General features: G+C 74.5%; 12 protein-coding genes. 10 read left to right on the plus strand and 2 right to left on the minus strand.

All coding sequences use genetic code 11. The annotated features are described in order from the left end of the window. Positions 1-3 precede the first annotated feature (3 nt). From AB0924_RS06640 to AB0924_RS06670, 7 genes are all read left to right on the plus strand, one after another. Complete coding sequence (locus tag AB0924_RS06640; RefSeq protein ID WP_366910814.1) at positions 4-3,633, plus strand: FHA domain-containing protein; 3,630 nt, start codon at positions 4-6, stop codon at positions 3,631-3,633. A 163-nt stretch (positions 3,634-3,796) separates the two neighbouring features. Next, a complete protein-coding gene (locus AB0924_RS06645) occupies positions 3,797-5,176 on the plus strand; it encodes an ABC transporter substrate-binding protein (RefSeq protein ID WP_366910815.1) in 1,380 nt (459 codons plus the stop codon). A 7-nt stretch (positions 5,177-5,183) separates the two neighbouring features. Beyond that, on the plus strand, positions 5,184-6,527 hold the full coding sequence (locus AB0924_RS06650) for a sugar ABC transporter permease (protein WP_358930319.1): 1,344 nt from the start codon (positions 5,184-5,186) through the stop codon (positions 6,525-6,527). Positions 6,528-6,618: 91 nt separating this feature from the next. Continuing rightward, complete coding sequence (locus AB0924_RS06655; protein WP_358930317.1) at positions 6,619-7,530, plus strand: carbohydrate ABC transporter permease; 912 nt, start codon at positions 6,619-6,621, stop codon at positions 7,528-7,530. 164 nt (positions 7,531-7,694) lie between these two features. After that, positions 7,695-9,950 carry a bifunctional glycosyltransferase family 2 protein/CDP-glycerol:glycerophosphate glycerophosphotransferase gene (locus AB0924_RS06660; protein ID WP_366910816.1) on the plus strand — a complete coding sequence of 752 codons (2,256 nt, stop codon included), beginning with the start codon at positions 7,695-7,697 and terminating at the stop codon, positions 9,948-9,950. Positions 9,951-10,091: 141 nt separating this feature from the next. Continuing rightward, positions 10,092-12,293, plus strand: coding sequence for a CDP-glycerol glycerophosphotransferase family protein (locus tag AB0924_RS06665; RefSeq protein ID WP_366910817.1), 2,202 nt, complete (start codon positions 10,092-10,094; stop codon positions 12,291-12,293). A 3-nt stretch (positions 12,294-12,296) separates the two neighbouring features. After that, positions 12,297-14,537, plus strand: a complete 2,241-nt coding sequence (locus tag AB0924_RS06670; RefSeq protein ID WP_358930310.1) for a CDP-glycerol glycerophosphotransferase family protein — start codon at positions 12,297-12,299, stop codon at positions 14,535-14,537. Between the two features lie 9 nt (positions 14,538-14,546). Here the strand turns inward: AB0924_RS06670 and AB0924_RS06675 are convergent, their stop codons facing one another. Next, the gene (locus tag AB0924_RS06675) at positions 14,547-14,960 is read right to left on the minus strand and encodes an organic hydroperoxide resistance protein (RefSeq protein WP_358930308.1); all 414 of its coding nucleotides are present in this window, start codon (positions 14,958-14,960) and stop codon (positions 14,547-14,549) included. 125 nt (positions 14,961-15,085) lie between these two features. Here AB0924_RS06675 and AB0924_RS06680 point away from each other — a divergent pair, with 125 nt between their 5' ends. Beyond that, positions 15,086-15,595, plus strand: coding sequence for a MarR family transcriptional regulator (locus AB0924_RS06680; RefSeq protein WP_366910818.1), 510 nt, complete (start codon positions 15,086-15,088; stop codon positions 15,593-15,595). Here AB0924_RS06680 and AB0924_RS06685 read toward each other — a convergent pair. Beyond that, positions 15,543-17,141: a glycosyltransferase family 39 protein gene (locus AB0924_RS06685; RefSeq protein ID WP_366910819.1), complete on the minus strand. Its 1,599-nt coding sequence runs from the start codon at positions 17,139-17,141 to the stop codon at positions 15,543-15,545. The genes AB0924_RS06680 and AB0924_RS06685 overlap by 53 nt on opposite strands. Positions 17,142-17,232: 91 nt before the next feature. On the opposite strand from AB0924_RS06685, the gene AB0924_RS06690 reads away from it, so the two are divergent. Beyond that, positions 17,233-18,504, plus strand: coding sequence for a glycosyltransferase family 87 protein (locus AB0924_RS06690; protein ID WP_358930301.1), 1,272 nt, complete (start codon positions 17,233-17,235; stop codon positions 18,502-18,504). Positions 18,505-18,547: 43 nt separating this feature from the next. Next, positions 18,548-20,158 carry a glycosyltransferase family 2 protein gene (locus AB0924_RS06695; RefSeq protein WP_366910820.1) on the plus strand — a complete coding sequence of 537 codons (1,611 nt, stop codon included), beginning with the start codon at positions 18,548-18,550 and terminating at the stop codon, positions 20,156-20,158. The last annotated feature ends 56 nt before the right edge of the window (positions 20,159-20,214 follow it).

The raw sequence follows: 20,214 nt of genomic DNA on the forward strand, positions 1-20,214 counted from the left end.
GCGATGCAGATCCGGCTGACCGTCGTAGATCCGCTGGGCCCGTCCCCGCAGCGGGGCCGTGCCGTGAGCCGCGACGTGCTGGTGACGGCGCCCGCGGGCACGGATCTGGCCGCGGTGGCGTCGGGACTGGCCGCGGCGGTCGCCGGGGAGGGCGGCGCGGGCCGGGACACCGGCGGCGGCGCCCCGGTGGTGCTGTACGCGGGCGCGGAGCGGCTGGACGCGCGCCGCCGCGTCCTGGGCGAGCCCCCGCTGGTCGACGGCGCCGTGCTGTCCCTGGGCGCCCCGGCGGCCCCCGAGCCGCATCCCGAACTGGACGACGCCCCGACCCAGTTGCACGTGGTCGCCGGGCCGGACGCGGGCGGGGTCCATCTGCTGCACGGCGGCCGGATCACCGTCGGCCGTTCCGCCGACGCCGACGTGCCGCTGGACGACCCGGACGTCTCCCGTCTGCACTGCGCGGTCACGGTCGGCGCCGACGGCCGGGTCTCGGTCACCGACCTCGGCTCCACGAACGGCACCGCCCTCGACGGCACGCGCGTGGGCGAGCGCCCGGTGCGGTTCCCCGCGGGCGCGCTGCTGCGGATCGGTGAATCCGCCCTGCGGGTTACGCCGTCCGGGGGTCCCGGGGCGCGCACGGCCACGTTGCCGGACGGGGAGGGGTGCCTGCGGGTGCTCCCGGGCGAACCGGAGGGGCACGCGCGCGAGGAGCCGCCGGCCGCCGGGAGCGGCCCGGACCCGGCCGGGCCCACCCGGCACACATACGGCTCGGCGGACCACGGCGCCGGCCACGACGGCGCACACGACCGCGTGGAGCCCCTAGTGGTGCCCGGGCAGGCCGGGGCACCGAGCGCGGAGAGCCTGAGCGCCCCGTCCGGCGCCGGCGGCGCGGGCAGCGGCGACACGCACGCCGGACCGCACGGCGTCGACGCCCACGCCGGTACGGCGTTCCCGGAGGACACCGGCCACGGCACCCGCAAGGGCACCCCGCTGCGGGGTACCGACGTCCCGCCGGGGATGCGGCGGCGCGGCGGACTCGGCGCGTGGGCGCGCCGGCTCACGGGCGGACGCGGGGAGCAGCCGGCCGGCGGGCCCGAGGAGTACGGCACGCTGCCCGGCGGGACGGCCGCCGGGGGCACCGGCGCCGCCCAGCGGCCCGAGACCTGGCCGGACCCGGCCGCGCTGCTGCTGACCGCGCTGGGCCCGGGGCCCCGGCTGTGGGAGCGGGGACCGGGACACCCGGAGGCGCTGACCGTGCGGCTCGGCACGGCCGACCGCGGCGCGCCGGACGGTTCCGGCGTGCTGCCCGCCGTGCCGGTGACCGCCGCGCTGCGCGAGGTGGGCGCGCTGGGCCTGGCGGGGCCGCGCCCCCGGCTGTCCGGCCTGGCCCGCGCGGTGCTGGCCCAGCTCGCCGCGCTGCACTCCCCCGACCTGCTGGAGATCGTGCTGATCAGCGCGGACCGCGCCCGCCCGGTGGCGGAACGCACGGCCGAGTGGTCCTGGCTCGGCTGGCTGCCGCACGTCCGCCCCGGCCACGGCCAGGACTGCCGCCTGCTGCTCGCCCACGACCGCGAGCAGGCGGCGGCCCGTACGGAGGAACTGCTGCGCCGGGTCGACGAGTACGCGGCGACGGGCCGGGGCACGGCCGAGTCGGCCCCGTCCCGGACGGCTCCGGCGGAGCGCGACGGCACCGCACGGACCGCCACCGCCTCCGTACCGGGTCCGCGGCAGCACGGCGCCTACGGAGACCCGGTCCACGACGCCCACCCGGACCCGGCGGCCCACGACACTCACCCGGACCCGGCCTTCCCCGCCGGACCGGCCTCCGCCACGGGCACGGCGTTCGGCACGGCGGCCTCTTTCACCGCGCCGGCGGGCAGTCATGCCGGACCGGGCGCGGCACGCGGCGCCGCCCCGGCCCCGGCGGCCGCTCCCGGTCCCGCGGACGCCCTGACCCGGACGGCCGCGCGCCGCCCCTCATGGGTCAGGGAGGACGCCGTTCCGGCCGGGACCGGCGGCTTCCCGGGGCCGTACACGGTCGTCGTCGTGGACGGGGACCCGGGAGGCGCGGCCCTGCGGGAGTCCCTGGCGCGGCTGGCCGTGGCCGGTCCGCGGGCCGGGATCCACGTGGTGTGCCTCGCCGAGACCGAGCCCGCCTCCCCCGCCTCGCCGGTGACCCGGACCTACGAGGCCGCCTGCGAGGTCACGCCCACCTTCCGGCACTGCGGGGCCGTCGCCCTGCTCGGCGGTGACGTCGCCGGCGCGCTCCATCTGATGCGGGTCGCGCCCACCGGCCCGGTCGGCCCGGGCACCCTCGCCACCGTCGACGCCGTCTCCCCCGCCTGGGCCGAGCGGTTCGCGCGGGCGCTGGCGCCGCTGCGGCCGGACGGCCCGCTCGCCGAGCCGCACGCGCGCGTGGCCGTGCCCCTGCCCGCGTCCGCGCGGCTGCTGGACGAGCTGGGGCTGGCCCGGGCCACCCCCGCCTCGCTGATGGCCCGCTGGGCGGACGCGGCCGACGACACGGCGTCCCCGGCCGGCCGGGCCAGGGCGGTGCTGGGAGCCGGGCCGCACGGACCGCTCACCGTCGACCTGGTCGCCGACGGGCCGCACCTGCTGATCGAGGGGCCGGCGGGCAGCGGCCGCACCGAGCTGCTGCGGACGGTGGCCGCCTCGCTCGCCGCGGCCGAGCGGCCCGACCGGCTGGGCATGGTGCTGATCGACGGCCGGGACGGCGTCGGCACCGGCGCGGGACGCGGCGAAGGACTGCGCGTCTGTACGGACATACCCCATGTGACGACCCACCTCATCGCCAACGACCCCGTGCGCATGCGGGAGTTCGCGCAGTCGCTGACGGCGGAGCTGAAGCGGCGCGCGGAGCTGCTGGGCCTGACCGACTTCGCCCAGTGGCACACCGGGCGCGAGACGCCGGGCCGGATCGTCGCGCAGCGCACCCCGAACGGCCGGACCGCCGCCGGGTCCGGTGCCGGCGCGGCGGACTCGACGGGGGACATAGAGGCGCCGCCCAGTTCCACGCTGCGGCTGCGGCCCGGGGCCGCCGCACGGCAGCGCGCCGAGGCCGCGCCGCCGCTGCCCCGGCTCGTGGTGGTCGTCGACGACCTGGACGCGCTGGTCTCCCCCGCGCTCGGCTCGCCGGGCCGGCCCGCCGCCGGGTCGGTGATGCGGGCGCTGGAGGCCGTGGCCCGGGAGGGCGAGCGGCTCGGGGTGCACCTGGTGGCGACGGCCGGCACGGGCGGCCGTACGGCGGAGACGGAACCGGCCAGGCGGGCCACCCTGCGCATCGCGCTGGACGCGCCGTCCGCCGGGCGCACGGGCGCCGCTGCGGCCGAGCGGGGCGGCGAGCCCGGCGGGGAACCCGCGCCGGGGCGGGGCCGGCTGACGTACCCGGACGGGCGGGCGGTCGGCTTCCAGGGCGGCCGGGTCACCGGCCGTATCCCGCGCACCGCGACCCAGCGGCCCACGGTGGTGCCGCTGGAGTGGCAGCGCATGGGCGATCCGCCGGCCCGCCGCCCGGTGCGGGAGCTGGGCAACGGCCCGACCGACCTGGCCCTGCTGGCCAGCGCGGTGCAGCGGGCGGCCCGCGAGGTCGCCGCGGCGGAGGTGCCCTCGCTGCTCTGACGGCCCGCCCCGGAACGCCACGCATGCCCCGCTGATCACGAGCCGGTCACGATGGACCGCTGGACGGCGCAGGCGCTCTTGCCGCCTCCGTCCGCCCCGGCGTAGACCGGACCGGACGGGACAGAGTTCTGACGTTCAACGGAGAGCGACGAACGGGGAAGTGATGCGCAGCAACAGCGGCACCATCCGGACACACAGGGCCGTCACCACACTCGCCGCACTGCTCGCGGGAGCCCTCGCGCTGACCGCCTGCTCCGGCGGCGACAGCGACAAGAAGGGCGACGGCGGCACGGATGGCGGGGCCACCGGCTCCACCCTCACCCTGCCGAAGCTGAACGGCGCGAAGCTGGAGGTCGCCGCCGTCTGGACCGGCACCGAACAGGCGAACTTCAAGAAGGTCCTCGCGGAGTTCGAGAAGCGCACCGGCGCGAAGGTGACGTTCGTGCCCGCCCAGGACCCGATCATCAACTTCCTGGGCTCCAAGATCGCGGGCGGTCAGCCGCCGGACGTGGCGCTGCTGCCGCAGCCGGGCGCGATCAAGCAGGCCGTGCAGAAAGGCTGGGCGAAGCCGCTCGGCGCGGACGCGCTCAAGGAGCTCCGGAAGAACTACTCGCAGGGCTGGCAGGACATCGGCAAGGTCGACGGCAAGAGTTACGGCGTCTACTACAAGGCCGCCAACAAGTCGCTGATCTGGTACAACGCCAAGGCCTTCGAGAACGCGGGCGCCAAGGAACCCAAGAGCTGGCAGGACCTGCTGACCGCCGCGCAGGCGGTGTACGACTCCGGGGTCACCCCGTTCTCCGTCGGCGGCGCCGACGGATGGACGCTGACGGACTGGTTCGAGAACGTCTATCTGTCCCAGGCCGGCCCGGAGAAGTACGACCAGCTCGCCCAGCACAAGATCAAGTGGACCGATCCCTCGGTGAAGCAGGCGCTCACCACGCTCGCCCAGATCTGGGGCAAGAAGGACTATGTGGCGGGCGGCGCGGACGGCGCGCTGCAGACCGAGTTCCCGGCCTCCGTCACCCAGACCTTCACCGGCGGCGACCAGCCGAAGGCCGCCATGGTCTACGAGGGCGACTTCGCGCAGGTCAACATCGGCGACACCAAGGCGAAGGTGGGCACGGACGCGAAGGTGTTCCCGTTCCCCGCCGTGGGTTCCGACGCGCCGGTGGTCTCCGGCGGTGACGCGGCCGTCGTACTGAAGGACTCCAAGGCCGCCCAGGCGCTGGCCACCTTCCTGGCCTCCCCGGACGCGGCGACCATCCAGGCCAGGCTCGGCGGCTACCTCTCGCCGAACAAGAACGTGGCGGAGTCGGCCTACCCGAACGAGGTGCAGCGCACCATCGCCAAGGCGCTGATCGCCTCCGGCGACGACTTCCGCTTCGACATGTCCGACCAGGCCCCGCAGGCGTTCGGCGGCACCCCCGGCAAGGGCGAGTGGAAGGACCTGCAGGACTTCCTGAAGAACCCGAAGGACGTCGCGGGCACCCAGGCACAGCTCGAGAAGGACGCGGCGGCCGCGTACGGGAACGGGAGCTGATCCGGCCATGGCGTCGGCAGCGGCGGCCGGGGCCTCTCCGGGCCCGGCCGCGCCCAAGAGCCGAAAGAGCGTGACCGGCACCCGCAAGGCCGTGGCAGCCCTGTTCCTGCTGCCCGCCCTGGTGCTGCTCGGCGCGCTCGTGGTCTACCCGATCGGGTACTCGGTCGTCCGCAGCTTCTACAACGCCTCGGGGGACGGCTTCGCCGGCTTCGACAACTACAAGGCGCTGTTCACGGACGACGGCATCCGGACGGCGCTGAAGAACAACATCATCTGGGTGGTGTTCGCGCCCACGGTCTCCACCGCGCTCGGCCTGATCTTCGCGGTGCTGACCGAACGGGTGTCCTGGGGAACGGCGTTCAAGCTGGTCGTCTTCATGCCGATGGCGATCTCGATGCTCGCGGCCGGGATCATCTTCCGGCTGGTGTACGACCAGGACCCGGACAAGGGCGTCGCCAACGCGGTGTGGGTGGGGGTGCACGACACCTTCGCCCAGTCGTCGGCGTTCCCGAAGGCGCACCCGGGCCGTGACTCGCCGCTGAAGGCGGACGCGGGCGGGTTCATCACCTCGGCCCCCGTGCACGCCGGGCAGCCGGTCACGCTCCCGCTCGTCGGGGTGGCCCCGGACCAGATGCCGGACGGCGCGAAGAAGGCCGTGGCCGCCGGGGCCGAGCCCGGGAAGATCACCGGCACCACCTGGCAGGACTTCACGCGCGGCAAGGGCGTCGGGAAGCTGGGCTCGCCCGACCCGTCCGAACTCGGCTACGCCGGGATGCGGATCGAGGCGGTCAAGGACGGCAAGGTGGTGGCCTCCGCCGAGGCCGCCGGCGACGGCACCTTCACGCTGCCCGCGTCGGCCGACGGGGCGCTGCTGCGGCTGCCGGCGAGCAACTTCAAGGAGCCCTACAACGGCGTCGACTGGCTCGGTCCGGCGCTGGTGACCCCGGCCGTCATCGGGTCGTACGTGTGGATGTGGGCGGGCTTCGCGATGGTGCTGATCGCGGCCGGGCTCGCGGGGGTGCCCCGGGAGCTGCTGGAGGCGGCGCGCGTGGACGGGGCCAACGAGTGGCAGGTGTTCCGCAAGGTCACCGTGCCGCTGCTCGCGCCGGTCCTGGCGGTGGTCGTGGTCACACTGATGATCAACGTGCTGAAGGTCTTCGACCTCGTCTACATCATCGCCCCCGGCTCCTCCCAGGACGACGCCAACGTGCTGGCCCTGGAGCTGTACCGCAAGGGCTTCGCGGAGGGCCAGCCGGGCATCGCCAGCGCGATCGCGGTGTTCCTGCTGCTCCTGGTGATCCCGGTGATGCTGTTCAACATTCGTCGGCTTCGGCGGGAGGTGCGGCGATGAAGACGCGTGCGCCCCGGTACGGCCGGGGGTCCGGGGGTCGCCCCCCGGGAGGACGCGGCAACATTCGTCGGCTTCGGTGGGAGGTGCGGGGATGACGGCGACTGCCGGAAGGATCGGGAAGGTGACACCCACCGACACGGCCGTGCGGGCCCGGCAGTCCTGGGCCGCGCGGATGACCGGGCGGCTCAGCGGCGGGCTGGTCCGCTTCTTCCTGCTGCTCGTGGGCCTGTTCTGGCTGGTGCCGACCATCGGCCTGCTCATCTCCTCGCTGCGCGCGCCGGAGGACATGAGCGCGAGCGGCTGGTGGCAGGTGTTCGCCAAGCCGTCCCAGCTGACCTTCGACAGCTACCAGAAGCTGCTGGAGAACGGCGACATCACCAACTCCCTGGTGAACACCGTGCTGATCACGGTCCCGGCGACGATCCTGGTCGTGGTGATCGGCTCGCTCGCGGGCTACGCGTTCGCGTGGATGGAGTTCCCGGGCCGGGACTGGTGGTTCCTCGGCGTGGTCAGCCTGCTGGTGGTGCCGGTGCAGGTGGCGCTGATCCCGATCGCGGAACTGTTCGGCGAGATCGGCCTGTTCGGGACCATCCTCGGGGTGATCCTGTTCCACGTCGGTTTCGGCCTGCCGTTCGCGGTGTTCTTGCTGCGCAACTTCTTCGCGGAGATCCCCCGGGAACTTCTCGAGGCGGCGCGCCTCGACGGCGCCGGTGAACTGCGGCTGTTCACCCGGGTGGTGATGCCGCTCGGCGGGCCCGCCATCGCGAGCCTCGGCATCTTCCAGTTCCTGTGGGTGTGGAACGACATGCTGGTCGCGCTGGTGTTCACCAAGTCCGGCTCGCAGCCGATCACGGTCGCCCTGCAGACGCAGGTACGGCAGTTCGGCAACAACATCGACGTGCTGGCGCCCGGCGCCTTCATCTCGATGGTGATCCCGCTGGCCGTGTTCTTCGCGTTCCAGCGGCAGTTCGTGTCCGGGGTGATGGCGGGCGCGGTCAAGTAGACCCGCGGTGAACGGATTTCGAGGGGCGGGCCGGCCGGGCCCGCCCCTCGGCGTGTAGCCGAGGTGTTCGCGGTGTCCCCCGAACGCCGTACGAACCGTAACCAATTCACTCCATCGGCCGTTCCCGGGCCAGACGCCCGTGCCGACCGACCCATGGATGTCCCGTGCCCAGGTTCACTCTGATTGTCCCCGCGTACCAGGTCCAGGCGTACCTGTCCGAGTGCCTGGACTCGGTGCTCTCCCAGTCGTACCCCGATCTCGAACTGATCGTGGTGGACGACTGCTCCCCGGACGCCTGCGGAGCGATCGCCGACGAGTACGCGGCCCGCGACGCCCGCGTGAAGGTCGTGCACCTCCAGGAGAACCAGGGCCTGGGCCGTGCCCGCAACACGGGCATGGCCCGGGCGACGGGCGACTACCTGCTCTTCCTGGACAGCGACGACACGCTCACCCCGGACGCGTTGCGCGCGATCGCCGACCGGATCAAGGAGACCGACGAGCCGGACCTCCTGGTCTTCGACTACGCGCGCACCTTCTGGAACGGCGAGGCGGTCCGCAACCAGGTGGCCGTGCACCTGACCGAGCGGGGTCCGGCGCCGTTCCGCCTCGAGGACCGCCCGGGGCTGCTGCGGGTGCTGATGGTCGCCTGGAACAAGGCGTACCGGCGGGAGTTCGTCGAGGAGCGGGGCCTCTCGTTCCCGCCCGGCTACTACGAGGACACCCCCTGGACCTTCCCGGCCCTGATGGCGGCGGAGTCGATCGCCACCCTGGACCGGGTGTGCGTGCACTACCGGCAGCGCCGGCAGGGCAACATCCTGGGCACCACCAGCCGCAAGCACTTCGACGTCTTCGAGCAGTACGACCGGGTGTTCGCGTACGTCGAGCGGCATCCCGGACTCGATCGCTGGCGTGCGGAGCTGTTCGGCCGGATGATCGACCACTACGTCACGATCCTCAGCCGCCGGGACCGGCTGCCGCGCGGCAGCCACGCCGAGTTCCTGCGCCGGGCCCGGGACCACTACCGCCGCTACCGCGTCCCCGGCGCCGGGGTGCCGGCCCGCTCCCGGCTGCGGCACACCCTGGTCCGCTTCGGCCTGCACCGCACCTTCCGCGCGCTGCGACTGGCCGCGGCCCTCCGGCGTCGCTCGCTGAAGCACGCGCGGAGGTTCGCCCGCGCCCTCAGGTCCGCGGCCCTTCGACTGCACTACCGGATCCAGCTCCGCCTGCCGCTGCGCGCCGACCGCGCGGTGTTCGCCGCCCAGGAGGGGCCCGGCGGCGGTCCGGGCGCGCTGGAGGAGGCGTTCCGCACGCACGCCCCGCACATCCGCACCGCCTGGATCGCCCGCCCGGAGCACCGGCACGCGGTCCCGCCGGGTCCGCGCCGGCTGCTCCCGGGCACGGCCGCCTGCTGGACGGCGCTGGCCCGCTCCAAGTACCTGGTGCACGACGGCCACTTCGGACCTGGACTGCGCAAGCGCCCGGGTCAGGTCTTCGTCCAGACCGAGCAGGGCACCCCGCTCGGGCACCGGGGCCTGGACCTGCGGGAGCGTCCCGCGGCCGCCCGGGACACCGACTTCGAGGAGCTGCTGCGGGCCGTCGACCAGTGGGACCACGTGCTGTCCGGCAACCGGCACACCACCCTGACCTGGGAACGGGTGTACCCGGGCCGCTACACCACGCTGGAGTACGGCTCGCCGCGCAACGACGTGTTCCAGCGGGCCACCTCGGCGGACGTGGCCCGGCTGCGCGAGTCTCTTGGCGTCCCGGAGGGCGCGGTCGCCGTCCTGTACGCGCCCGCGCACCGCGACCACCGCCGAACCCAGCGCCCGCTGCTCGACCTGGGCCGGATCCAGCGCCGGCTCGGCCCGCGCTTCGTCGTCCTCGACCGCTCCCCCGTCCCGCAGGGCGGCTCCCGCGGTGAGGACGGCCAGATCATCGACGTCTCCGGGCACCCGGACGTGGCGTCCCTCTGCCTGGCCTCGGACGCGCTGCTCACCGACTACTCGTCCCTGATGTTCGACTACGCGTGCCTGGACCGGCCGATCATTGTGCACACCGGGGACTGGGACACCTACGAGGCGACCCGGGGCGTCTACTTCGACCTGCGCGCCTTCCCGCCTGGCGCGGTCGCCGCCGGCGAGGACGAGCTGATCGACGTCTTCGCCACCGGCCGGTGGCGCGACTCCGGCACCGGCCGGCTGCGGGCGGCCTTCCGGGAGCGGTTCTGCCCCTACGACGACGGGCACGCCGCCGAGCGGGTCGTACGGCGGGTCGTGCTGGGTGAGACGGAGGGGCTGCCGGCGTTCGTCCCGCTCGCCGAGCGCGGGCCGGTGCCCTCGGCCGCGGCGGCACTCGCCCGTTACCCGCTCGCCACCGTGCCGCAACCTTCCGGCCCGCACCCCGTCACCGAGAGCCGCTGAACAGCGTTGATCCTTGGGAGTTCCCATGCCCCGCAGTACGACGCGGCCCACTCCGGTCCGGCCGTCCACCTGGCGTCCCGCCGGACGGCCGAGCCGCGTCGGCAGGACAACGCGCGTCGGTAAGACAACGGAAAGAGCAGAATGCCCCGCTTCAGCATCATCGTCCCGTCCCACGGGGTCGCCGGCCGGCTGTCCCAGGCGCTGGACTCGGTCCTCGGCCAGTCCTTCGGCGACCTCGAGCTGATCCCGGTCTGCGACGCACCCGACTCCCCGGCCGCCGCGGTGGCCGCCGCGTACGCCGGGCGGGACTCCCGGGTGACCCCGGTCCACTCGCCGCCGTCCGCCGGCCTGAGCGGGGCGCGCAACGCCGGGATGCGGGCGGCGGGCGGCGCGTACGTGCTGTTCCTCGACGGCGACGACCTGCTGCTGCCGGGTGCACTGGCGGCCCTGGACGCGCGGCTGGCCGAGACCGCGGGCGTCGACGTGCTGTACCCCGAGCACGAGCGGACTCCCTGGTGGGAGGGCGCGCCGGCCAACCCGGCCGCGCCGCTGCTGGCGAAGGCGCCGCAGGGGGCCTTCGCCCCGGACCGGTTCCCGGAGCTGACCGGCGTGCGGCTGCCGGTGTGGGGCACCGCCTACCGCCGGGCCTTCCTCACCGAGCACGGAATCCTCTTCCCCGAGGGCCACTTCACCGACCTGGGCTGGAGCGGGCTGGCCGGCGTCGCCGCCGAGCGGATCACGGTGCTGCGCCGGGCCGTCGTACGCCACCGGTCGCGCCGCCAGGGCAGCCGGCTCAATCTGCCCGGGCCGCACCAGCACACCCTGCTGGACCAGGTGGAACTCGTACTGACCCGGGCTGCCGTGGCGGGGCTGTCCGCCGAACGGGCGCGGGCCCTGTTCGACCAGCTCTTCGCGCATGTGCTGAGGACGGCGTCCCGCCCGGAACGGCTGCCCTCCGGGCACCGCTCGTTCTTCCGCCGGGCCGGGCGGCTCTACCGGACGCACCGGCCGGCCGGCCATCACGCGCCCGCCGGCAGCCTGGGGGTGCAGCACCGGCTGCTGGCGACGGGCGCGTACAGCGCGTTCCGGGCGCTGCGGGGCGCCAACCGGGTGGCGTCGCGGTCCGCCGAGCGGCTGCCGCGCCCGCGCATGCTGCGCACCCGGCTGCGCTACGCCCGTGAGCTGCGCCGGCCCCTGGATCCCCGGCTCGCGGTGTTCTGCGCGTACTGGGGCCGGGGATACACCTGCAACCCGGCGGCGATCCACGCCAAGGCCCGGGAACTCGCCCCGCACATCCGCTCGGTGTTCCTGGTCGAGGCGGACCAGGCCCACGCCGTGCCGGAGGGCGTCGACCACGTGGTGATCGGCTCCCGCCGCTACTGGGAGGTGCTGGCCCGCGCCACGTACCTGGTCAACAACGCCAACTTCGCGGAGGGCGTGGTGAAGCGGCCGGGCAGTGTGCATCTGCAGACCCAGCACGGCACCCCGCTGAAGACGATGGGGGTGGACCAGTCGACTTACCCGGTGGTGGCGGCGCGGTCCGGCAGCTTCACGAAGCTGCTGGGCCGGGTGGACCGCTGGGACTTCAACCTGTCCTCGAACAGCCACTCCACGCAGATGTGGGAGCGTGCCTTCCCCGGCTCGTACGAGCACCTGGAGTACGGCTATCCGCGCAACGACGTCTACTTCACGGCGACCGCCGACGACGTCGCCCGCGTCCGCCGGGAGCTGGGCGTGCCCGAGGGGGCGACGGCCGTGCTGTTCGCGCCGACCCACCGCGACCACCACACCGGGTTCGAACCCGGCCTGGATCTGGAGGCGTTCTGCGAGGCGGCCGGCGAGGATGTCGTCGTGCTGCTGCGCGCCCACTACTTCTACGACCTGGGGCGCCCGGCGGGCTCCGGCCGGGTCATCGACGTGACCGCGCACCGCTCCTCGGAGGACGTGTGCCTGGCGGCGGACGCGCTGGTCACCGACTACTCCTCGATCATGTTCGACTACGCCAACCTGGACCGGCCGATCGTGGTGTACGCCGACGACTGGGAGGTCTACCGGGAGACACGGGGCGTCTACTTCGACCTGCCGGCCGAGCCGCCGGGGCCGGTCGCCCGGACACCCGGCGAGCTGGCCCGGATCTTCCGTGACGGCTCCTGGGCGGGGCCCGGGTCCACGGCGGCGCGGGCCGCGTTCCGGGAGCGGTTCTGCCAGTTCGACGACGGGCGGGCCGCCGAACGCGTCGTACGGCGGGTGCTGCTCGGCGAGCCGCCGGAGGCGGTCCCGCCGGTGATCCCGCTCGCGGAGCGCGTCCCCGCCCCCGCCGCCGCGACCCTCGTGAGGAGCTGACCCGTGCCCCGCTTCAGTCTCATCGTCCCCTGCTTCAAGGTGCAGGGCTTCCTGCGCGAGTGCCTGGACTCGGTGCTGCGGCAGTCCTTCGACGACTTCGAGCTGATCGCCGTGGACGACCGCTCCCCGGACGGCTGCGGCGCGATCCTGGACGAGTACGCGGCCCGTGACACGCGGGTGAAGGTGCTGCACCTGCCGGAGAACGCCGGACTCGGCCGGGCCCGCAACGCCGGGCTGCCGCACGCCACCGGCGACTACCTGTTCTTCCTGGACAGCGACGACACGCTCACCCCGGGCGCGCTGGGCACCATGGCCGACCGGCTGGCGGAGGCCGGCGACCCGGACGTGCTGGTCTTCGACTACGCGCGCACCTACTGGTGGGGCGGCACCCGGCGCAACGCCCTGGCGCACGTGCTCGCCGAGGCCGGCGCGGAGACCTTCACGGCCGTCGGCCGGCCGGAGATCCTGGACCTGCTGATGGTGGTGTGGAACAAGGTCTACCGGCGCGACTTCGTCGAGGAGAACGGCTTCGAGTTCCCGCCCGGGTACTACGAGGACACCCCGTGGACCTTCCCGGTCATGCTCAGCGCCCGGCGGATCGCCGCGCTGGACCGGATCTGCCTGAACTACCGGCAGCGCAGGCAGGGCAACATCCTGTCCACCACCAGCCGCAAGCACTTCGACATCCACGACCAGTACGAGCGGGTCTTCGCCTACGTGGACGGACACCCGGAGCTGGCGGGCTGGCGGCCGTACCTGCACCGCAAGATGGGCGAGCACTGCCTGGACATCCTCGCCAAGCCGGACCGGCTGCCGCCGTCGGACCGGGCCGAGTTCTTCCGGCGCACGGCGGAGATGTTCCGCCGGTACCGGCCCGAGGGCGCCCTCGTGGACGGTGAGGTCGCCGTGCTGGAGGGCGGCTACGCGCGTTATCTGCTGAAGCGGCAGGCGGGCCGGGCCGGGCGCGAGGCCGTGCGGCGGGCGGGGCCGGCCCGGCGGGCCGTCGGCGCCCGGGCCCGGCGCGGCTGGGCCCGGCTGCACGCGCACCGGCCGCTGGACGAGGACCTGGTGGTGTACTCGGCGTCCTCGCACCAGGGTGTGCTGGGCGATCCGGCCGCCGTGTACCGCAAAGCGCTGGAGATCGCCCCGGGGCTGCGCGGGGTGTGGGTGGTGCGTGACGAGGAGGCCGCCGGGCGGCTGCCGGCCGGCGTCGAGCACGTGCTCATGGGCTCACGGCGCTGTCTGGAGATCACCGCCCGGGCCAAGTTCTTCGTCAACGACGTCAACTGGCCCGGCGCGCTGGCCAAGCGGCCCGGCAGCGTGCACATCCACACCCATCAGGGCACCCCGCTGAAGTACATGGGCGCCGACCTGCTGGACAAGCCCGGCGCCCGGCTGGGCTTCGACGTGCCGCAGATGCTGCGCCGGGCCGACCGCTGGGACTACAGCCTGGTCGCCAACCGTCATTCGGAGCTGGTCTGGGAGCGCGCCTACCCCTGCCACTTCACCTCGGTGCGCACCGGCAGCCCGCGCAACGACGTGCTGGTCGGCGCGGCCGACGGGGCGGGCGCCGGCTTCCGCCTGCGGCACGGCATCCCGGCGGACCACACGGTGGTGCTGTACGCGCCGACCCGCCGGGACTACCGGCGCGGCGGGCACGTGGACCGGGTCGACCTGGCGCGGTTCGCGGCCGACCTCGGCGAGGGCAGCACCCTCGTGGTGCGGCTGCACCCGACGCTGGCGGCCGGTCCCGCGCGCGGCATGGGCCTGACGGAGCTGGCCCGGCGCGGCGTGGTGGTCGACGCGACGGACGAGCCGCACGTCGAGGAGGTGATGCTCGCCTCGGACGTCCTGGTCACGGACTACTCGTCCCTGATGTTCGACTACGCCGTCCTGGACCGCCCGATCGTGGTGCACGCCGACGACTGGGCCGCGTTCACCGCGAGCCGGGGCACCTATCTCGACATCACCGCGGAGGCGCCGGGCCATGTGTCCCGCTCCTACCGGGAGCTGGTCCGGCAGTTCACGTCCGGGGCGTGGCGGGACGAGGAGTCGCGGCGGCTGCGGGCGGACTTCCGGGCCCGGTTCTGCGAGTTCGACGACGGGCGGGCCGCCGAGCGGGTCGTACGGACGCTGCTGCTCGGCGAGTCCATGCCGGCCGGGCCGGGGTCCGTGCGGATCCCCGGCCAGGCGGTCGGCGGCGAGTCGCCGGCCCCGAAGGCGAGGCCGGCCGGTCGCCGGTGACGGGTCCGGCTACTCGATGACGAGGTCGACCTCGACGTTGCCGCGGGTGGCGTTGGAGTAGGGGCAGACCTGGTGGGCGGTCTCGACCAGCTTGCGGCCGGTCGCCTCGTCCACGGTCTCGGGCAGCTCCACGCGCAGCGTCACCTTCAGGCCGAAGCCCTCGCCCTGCTTGCCGATGCCGACCTCGGCGGTCACCGCGGCGTTGGTGACGTCGACCTTCGCCTGACGGCCGACGAGGCCGAGGGCGCTGCCGAAGCAGGCGGCGTAACCGGCGGCGAAGAGCTGCTCGGGGTTGGTGCCCTGGCCGTCGCCGCCCAGCTCCACCGGCGGGGCCAGCTTGACGTCGATCTTGCCGTCGGAGGAGACGGCACGACCGTCGCGGCCGTGGGTGGCGGTGGCGACAGCGGTGTAGAGCGCGTCCATGAAGACCATCCCTCTGGAAGTCGGTTGCGTCGCGGCGGCTCCGGTCGGGCCGCCTCACGGCCATAAGTAGAGCACACGATTAAATTGTGTACAACTGAATGGCCTGAAAGAGCTACCCTGGAACCATGAGCGCCTCGCCGACCCCGCCGACCCCGCCGGCCACCGAAACCGTCCCGGACTCCGAGTGGCTGCGGCTGGACCGCCAGATCTGCTTCTCCCTGAACGCGGCGTCCCGCGCCTTCAACGGCGTGTACCGCGTGATCCTCAAGGAGCTCGGGCTCACCTACCCCCAGTACCTGGTGCTGCTGGTGCTGTGGGAGCACGGCGAGCTGCCGGTGAAGAAGCTCGGGGAGCATCTGCGGCTCGACTCCGGGACGCTGTCGCCGCTGGTCAAGCGGCTCGAGGCGGCCGGTCTCGTCATGCGTGAGCGCAGCGCGCACGACGAGCGCTCGGTGCAGGTGCGGCTGACCGGCCAGGGCGCGGCACTGCGCGAGCGGGCCCTGGAGGTGCCGCGCCGCATCGCGGCGGCCACCGGCTTCGAGCTGGCGGAGATCGGCGAGTTGCGCGAGCGCCTGGACCGGCTCACCAGCGCGCTGGACGCGGCGGCGCTGGCGGAGGCTGCGGGGCACCGGTGAGGCCGGGGAGGGCGCGGCGGACGTAGAGCCGCACGGCCACCTCGCCCTGCACGGATTCCTCGGCCGGCGTGAACTCCCGCGCCAGCACGGCTGATTTGGTCCGCTCGACGGGGCTGCCCGGCGTCCACCGCCCGGCCAGCACATCCCGGTCGGCGACCACCCAGACGCGCTCCAGCCGGGCCATCCGGTGGCGCAGAACCAGCGGTCCCGCCTCCCGTCCGTAGAGGGTCCCGGACTCGGCGGCCGACTCCGCCAGCGCCAGGTCCCGGGCGCCGCGGAAGGCCGCCGGGTAGGTGAGGGCGGCGTTCCGCGTCTGCGCCGGCAGGAACAGCACGGGGTCTCCCGGGCGCAGCTTCCGGTCGGCGGCCCGGGCGACGGCGGCGAGGTCGTCGGGTCTGCGCGCCGGGTCACGGTCGGCGCGGAGCAGGGGGAGCTGGTGGGTGAGGGCCAGGAGGACGGCGACGGTTCCGGCCAGGGTGGCGAGCGGGACGCGCGCGCGGAGCGACAGCAGCCGGTCGGCCCCGGCCGCCACCAGCAGCGGCGCCCCCGACAGGGCGTAGAGCACATAGCGGTCGACGTACAGCGGCGACACCTGCGACACCAGCATCAGCGCGAGCGGCGGCACCACGGTCAGCGGCGCGGCGACCCCCGCACACGCCGGCTCGCCCCGCCGCCCGGCCAGACCCAGGAGCCCCACCAGGGCCAGGGCCAGACACAGCCAGAACACCCCGTCCGTCGGCCCGAGGAACGTGCGCAGCAGCCCCCGTGCCGTCGCCCGCGTCGGCGGTCGCAGCCACGCCACCTGCGCCGACTGGGCCCGGGACACGAGCGCCAGCGGCAGCAGCCCGAGCCCCGCCACGGCCGCCGCGCACCCCCAGCCGCGCCATACCCGTGGCCCCACCCGGGTCAGCGCCAGCGACAGCGCGTGGGCGGGCAGCAGCAGCACCGCGAACTCGTGCAGCCAGCAGGTGAGGGCGACGACCGTGCCGTACGCCCACCAGGTACCGCCGCGCAGGGCCCGCACGAGCAGCAGCGTCGCCGCCGTGGCGCCGGCCGCGACCAGCGCGTACGAGCGGCCCTCCTGCGCGTAGTGACCGGCCATCGGTGAGACGGCGTACAGCAGCCCGGCCCACAGCCCGACGCGCGGACGCGCCAGCCGGGCGCCGAGCGCGGCGACCAGACCGGCGGTCACCGCCGCCGCGCACACGGACGGCAGCCTGAGGACGACCTCGCCGGGGTGGACGGCCAGGACGGGGTGCATGAGGAGGTAGTACAGGCCGTGCACCGCGTCCACGTCGTGCAGCAGTCGCCAGATCTGCGGCACCGTGCGGCGGGCCACCTGGAAGGTGACCGCCTCGTCGCGCCACATCCCGCCCCGGTCGAGCCGCCAGCAGCCGAGCGCGAGCATCACCAGCGCGGGCGCGCACACGGCCGCGGCCCGACGAGCGCGGCCCGGCCGGCCCGCCGGGGCGGCGGCCGCCCCGGCGGACACCGCTGCCGCGTCCCCGTACGGCCGCGGCTTCAGAGGAGACCCGAGGTTCACCACAGCCTGATCTTTTGCGATTAGCCAATCTTTGCCGGGGAATGACGGCGTATCAACATGAATAGACCATCCGCCCGGATTAGGCTCCCGCGTGATGAACCGTCTCCGTGTCACCCCCGGCCCGGTCCTCGCACTCACCGCCGTCTGGCTCGTCACCCGCGCCCTGATGTCGTGGCTGCTCACGCACGACAGCTCGCCCCTGCTGGGCGGGGGCGCGGTGCCGCGCGAGGTGTGGCGTCTGTACTTCCACTGGTACGGCGTGCTGTCGCACGGCGCCTTCCCGGCCCACGACAGCACCTGGCAGTACCCGCCGGGCGCGGGCGTGGTGCTGCTGGCGCCGGGTCTGCTGCCGTGGCTGACGTACTTCCAGTCGTTCGTGGCCCTGGCGCTGGCCGCGGACGCGCTGATCGCGGTGGCCCTGGTCCGGGCCGGGACGCGGCCCGGCGGCAGTCTGCTCGGCGCGGGCCTGTGGATCTGCGGTCTGCCGCTGCTGCTGCACATCCCGCTCGCCCGGTACGACGTGCAGGTGACCGCGCTCGCCGTCGCCGCCCTGCTGTCGTCGGGGCGTTCCCCGCGCGCGGGCGGCGTCCTCGGGGCGCTGGGCGCGCTGGTGAAGGTGTGGCCGGCGCTGGTACTGCTGGGCACACCGCGGGGACGGGCGACCCGCGGGGCGTGGGGCTGGGCGACGGCCGGCGGCGGCCTGGGATTCGCCCTTCTCGCCGTCTCGTTCAGCGATCCGCTGGCGTTCCTGCGGGAGCAGGGCGGGCGGGGCGTGCAGATCGAGTCGCTCGGCGGCACCGCGCTCAACCTGGCACGCCATGCCGGCTGGCCCGGCCGGACCCGCTACCAGTACGGCGCGATCGAGCTGGTCGGCCCGTACGTGCACGCCGTGGCCACGTTCTCCCTCGGGCTCACGGCCGCCGCGTTCGGGCTGCTCGTGCTGTGGCGGCTGCGGGCGCGGCACTGGAGCCCGGCCACGCCGTACGACGCCGCGCTCGCCGCGGTACTGCTGTTCACCGTCACCAGCCGGGTCATCAGCCCGCAGTACCTGATCTGGCTGCTGGGTCTGGCCGCCGTGTGCCTGACCTCCCGGCACACCAGCCAGCGCCCGGTGGCGGTGCTGCTCCTCGCGGCGAGCGCGCTCAGTTCGCTGGCCTACCCGATGCTCTACCGCGAGGTGGTGGGCGGCACCTGGACCGGCTGCCTGCTGATGCTGGCCCGTAACGCGCTGCTGGCGGCGGCCGCCGTGCTGTCCTTCGTCCGGCTGTGGCGCTCGGCCCGGCCGCCGGCCGGAGAGCACGCTCCCCCGACACGGCTCCGCCCGGACTCGGACCGCCTCCCGGATCGAGCACTGAGCGGCTTGTAATGGGGTAATACAGACTTTCCTACGTACCCGGCCCGTGGACCCCATGAGTACAGACCCGCGAGACCCGCACCCGGCACCCCAGGTCGGTGTCGTCGTCATCGGCCACAACGACGCCGCCCACGTCACCGACGCCGTACGCTCGGCACTCGCCCAGGGGCCGGCCGTCGGCGAGGTGATCGCCGTGGACGACTGCTCGACGGACGGCAGCGGCGAACTCCTGGACCGCCTGGCCGCCGGGGAGCCCCGGCTGCGGGTGGTGCGCCGGAGCGTGAACAGCGGCGGCTGCGGCAGCCCGCGCAACACCGGGATCGACGCGGTGACCATGCCGTACGTGATGTTCCTCGACAGCGACGACATGCTGCCACCCGGCGCGGCGGAGGCGCTGCTGACGGCCGCAACCCGGGCGCGCGCCGAGGTCGCGGGCGGGCTCTGCGTGCGCCGGGAGCTGCCCTCGGGGCGCGAACAGCCGTGGCAGGCGGCGCTCTACACGGCGCCCGCCGTCCTAGCGCACCCCTCCGAGCGCCCCCGTCTCGTCCACGACACCCTGTGCGTCAACAAGCTGTACCGGACCGGCTTCCTGCGCGAGCACGGCATCCGCTTCCCCGAAGGCCGTTTCCTCTACGAGGACTTCGTCTTCACCGCGCGCGTGCTGGCCGCCGCGCCGCGCGTCGCGCTCGTACCGGACCGCGTGTACGTGTGGCACGTGCGCCGGTCGGCCGAGCGGCTCTCGCTCTCCCTGGACCGCGAGGACATCGGCAACTGGCGGGCGCGCACGGAGGCGTGCGCGCTGGCGTACGACATCCTGCTGAGCGCCGGGCAGAAGGTGCTGGCGCGGGCCGCGCGGGCCAAGTTCCTCGACCACGAGTTGCGCATGTACGTGCGCGAACTCGGCTTGCGCGACGCGCACTACCGGCGCGCCTGGTGGGCGCACACCCGCGCGTACCTCGCGCGCTACGACGCGGCCGACTGGGAGCTGAACCCGGCGGCTCCCGGACGGCTGCTCGGCCGGGTGGTCCTGGAGTCGCCCGAGCCGCACGACCTGCCCCGCCTCAGGGAACTCGCCGCCCGCCCGGCCCGGCTGCTCCCGCCCTACGCCCGCACCGCCGACGGCACGCCCGTCTGGTCCGCCGAGTTGCCCCAGGTCACCCTCGCGCCCCTGCTCGCCCGGTCCACCAGCGTCCTCCCCCTCGCGCTGGACGCCGAGCTGCGCCCGCGCGCGCGGGACACCCGGCTTCGTCTGCGGCTGCACGAACTGTACGGACGGCTGGCCGCGGCCGGGCCGCGGGAGCTGGACGTGGAGTGGCGGTCCCGGCAGGACGGGCGCCCGGCCCAGCGCGTCACGACGGCCCTCGCGCCCGCGGGAGCGGAGAGCTGGACGGCCGAGGTGCCCGTCGACCTGGCCGCGCTCGGGGCGGGCACCTGGGACCTGCGTCTGACCGTGCGGTTCACGGACGGCACGGCTCGCGACCTCACCGCGCACGCCCTCGCGGGCGCCGGGCGGCTGCGCCGGCGCGCCGTCCCGAGCGCCCGGCACGGCGTGCTGCTGGTCCAGCCGTACGCCACCCACTCCGGCACCCTCGCACTGCGCGTGGCGACCGGGGCACACGGAGTCATCACAGTTGCCCGCGACCGGCTGCGCCGCCTGCTTCACTGACAACCACGGGACCAAGAGCCGCCGGCCGCCACCGGCGGCCGCTGACGAGGGGACGG

The sequence above is a fragment of the Streptomyces sp. NPDC047869 genome (genome assembly GCF_040704065.1).
Taxonomy (GTDB): domain Bacteria; phylum Actinomycetota; class Actinomycetes; order Streptomycetales; family Streptomycetaceae; genus Streptomyces.

Coding starts and splice junctions, on each gene's coding strand:
- AB0924_RS06675 (WP_358930308.1), bottom strand. CDS start 14,960: ATGGACGCGCTCTACACCGCTGTCGCCACCGCCACCCACGGCCGCGAC.
- AB0924_RS06655 (WP_358930317.1), top strand. CDS start 6,619: ATGACGGCGACTGCCGGAAGGATCGGGAAGGTGACACCCACCGACACG.
- AB0924_RS06690 (WP_358930301.1), top strand. CDS start 17,233: ATGAACCGTCTCCGTGTCACCCCCGGCCCGGTCCTCGCACTCACCGCC.
- AB0924_RS06680 (WP_366910818.1), top strand. CDS start 15,086: ATGAGCGCCTCGCCGACCCCGCCGACCCCGCCGGCCACCGAAACCGTC.
- AB0924_RS06645 (WP_366910815.1), top strand. CDS start 3,797: ATGCGCAGCAACAGCGGCACCATCCGGACACACAGGGCCGTCACCACA.
- AB0924_RS06650 (WP_358930319.1), top strand. CDS start 5,184: ATGGCGTCGGCAGCGGCGGCCGGGGCCTCTCCGGGCCCGGCCGCGCCC.
- AB0924_RS06640 (WP_366910814.1), top strand. CDS start 4: ATGCAGATCCGGCTGACCGTCGTAGATCCGCTGGGCCCGTCCCCGCAG.
- AB0924_RS06665 (WP_366910817.1), top strand. CDS start 10,092: ATGCCCCGCTTCAGCATCATCGTCCCGTCCCACGGGGTCGCCGGCCGG.
- AB0924_RS06695 (WP_366910820.1), top strand. CDS start 18,548: ATGAGTACAGACCCGCGAGACCCGCACCCGGCACCCCAGGTCGGTGTC.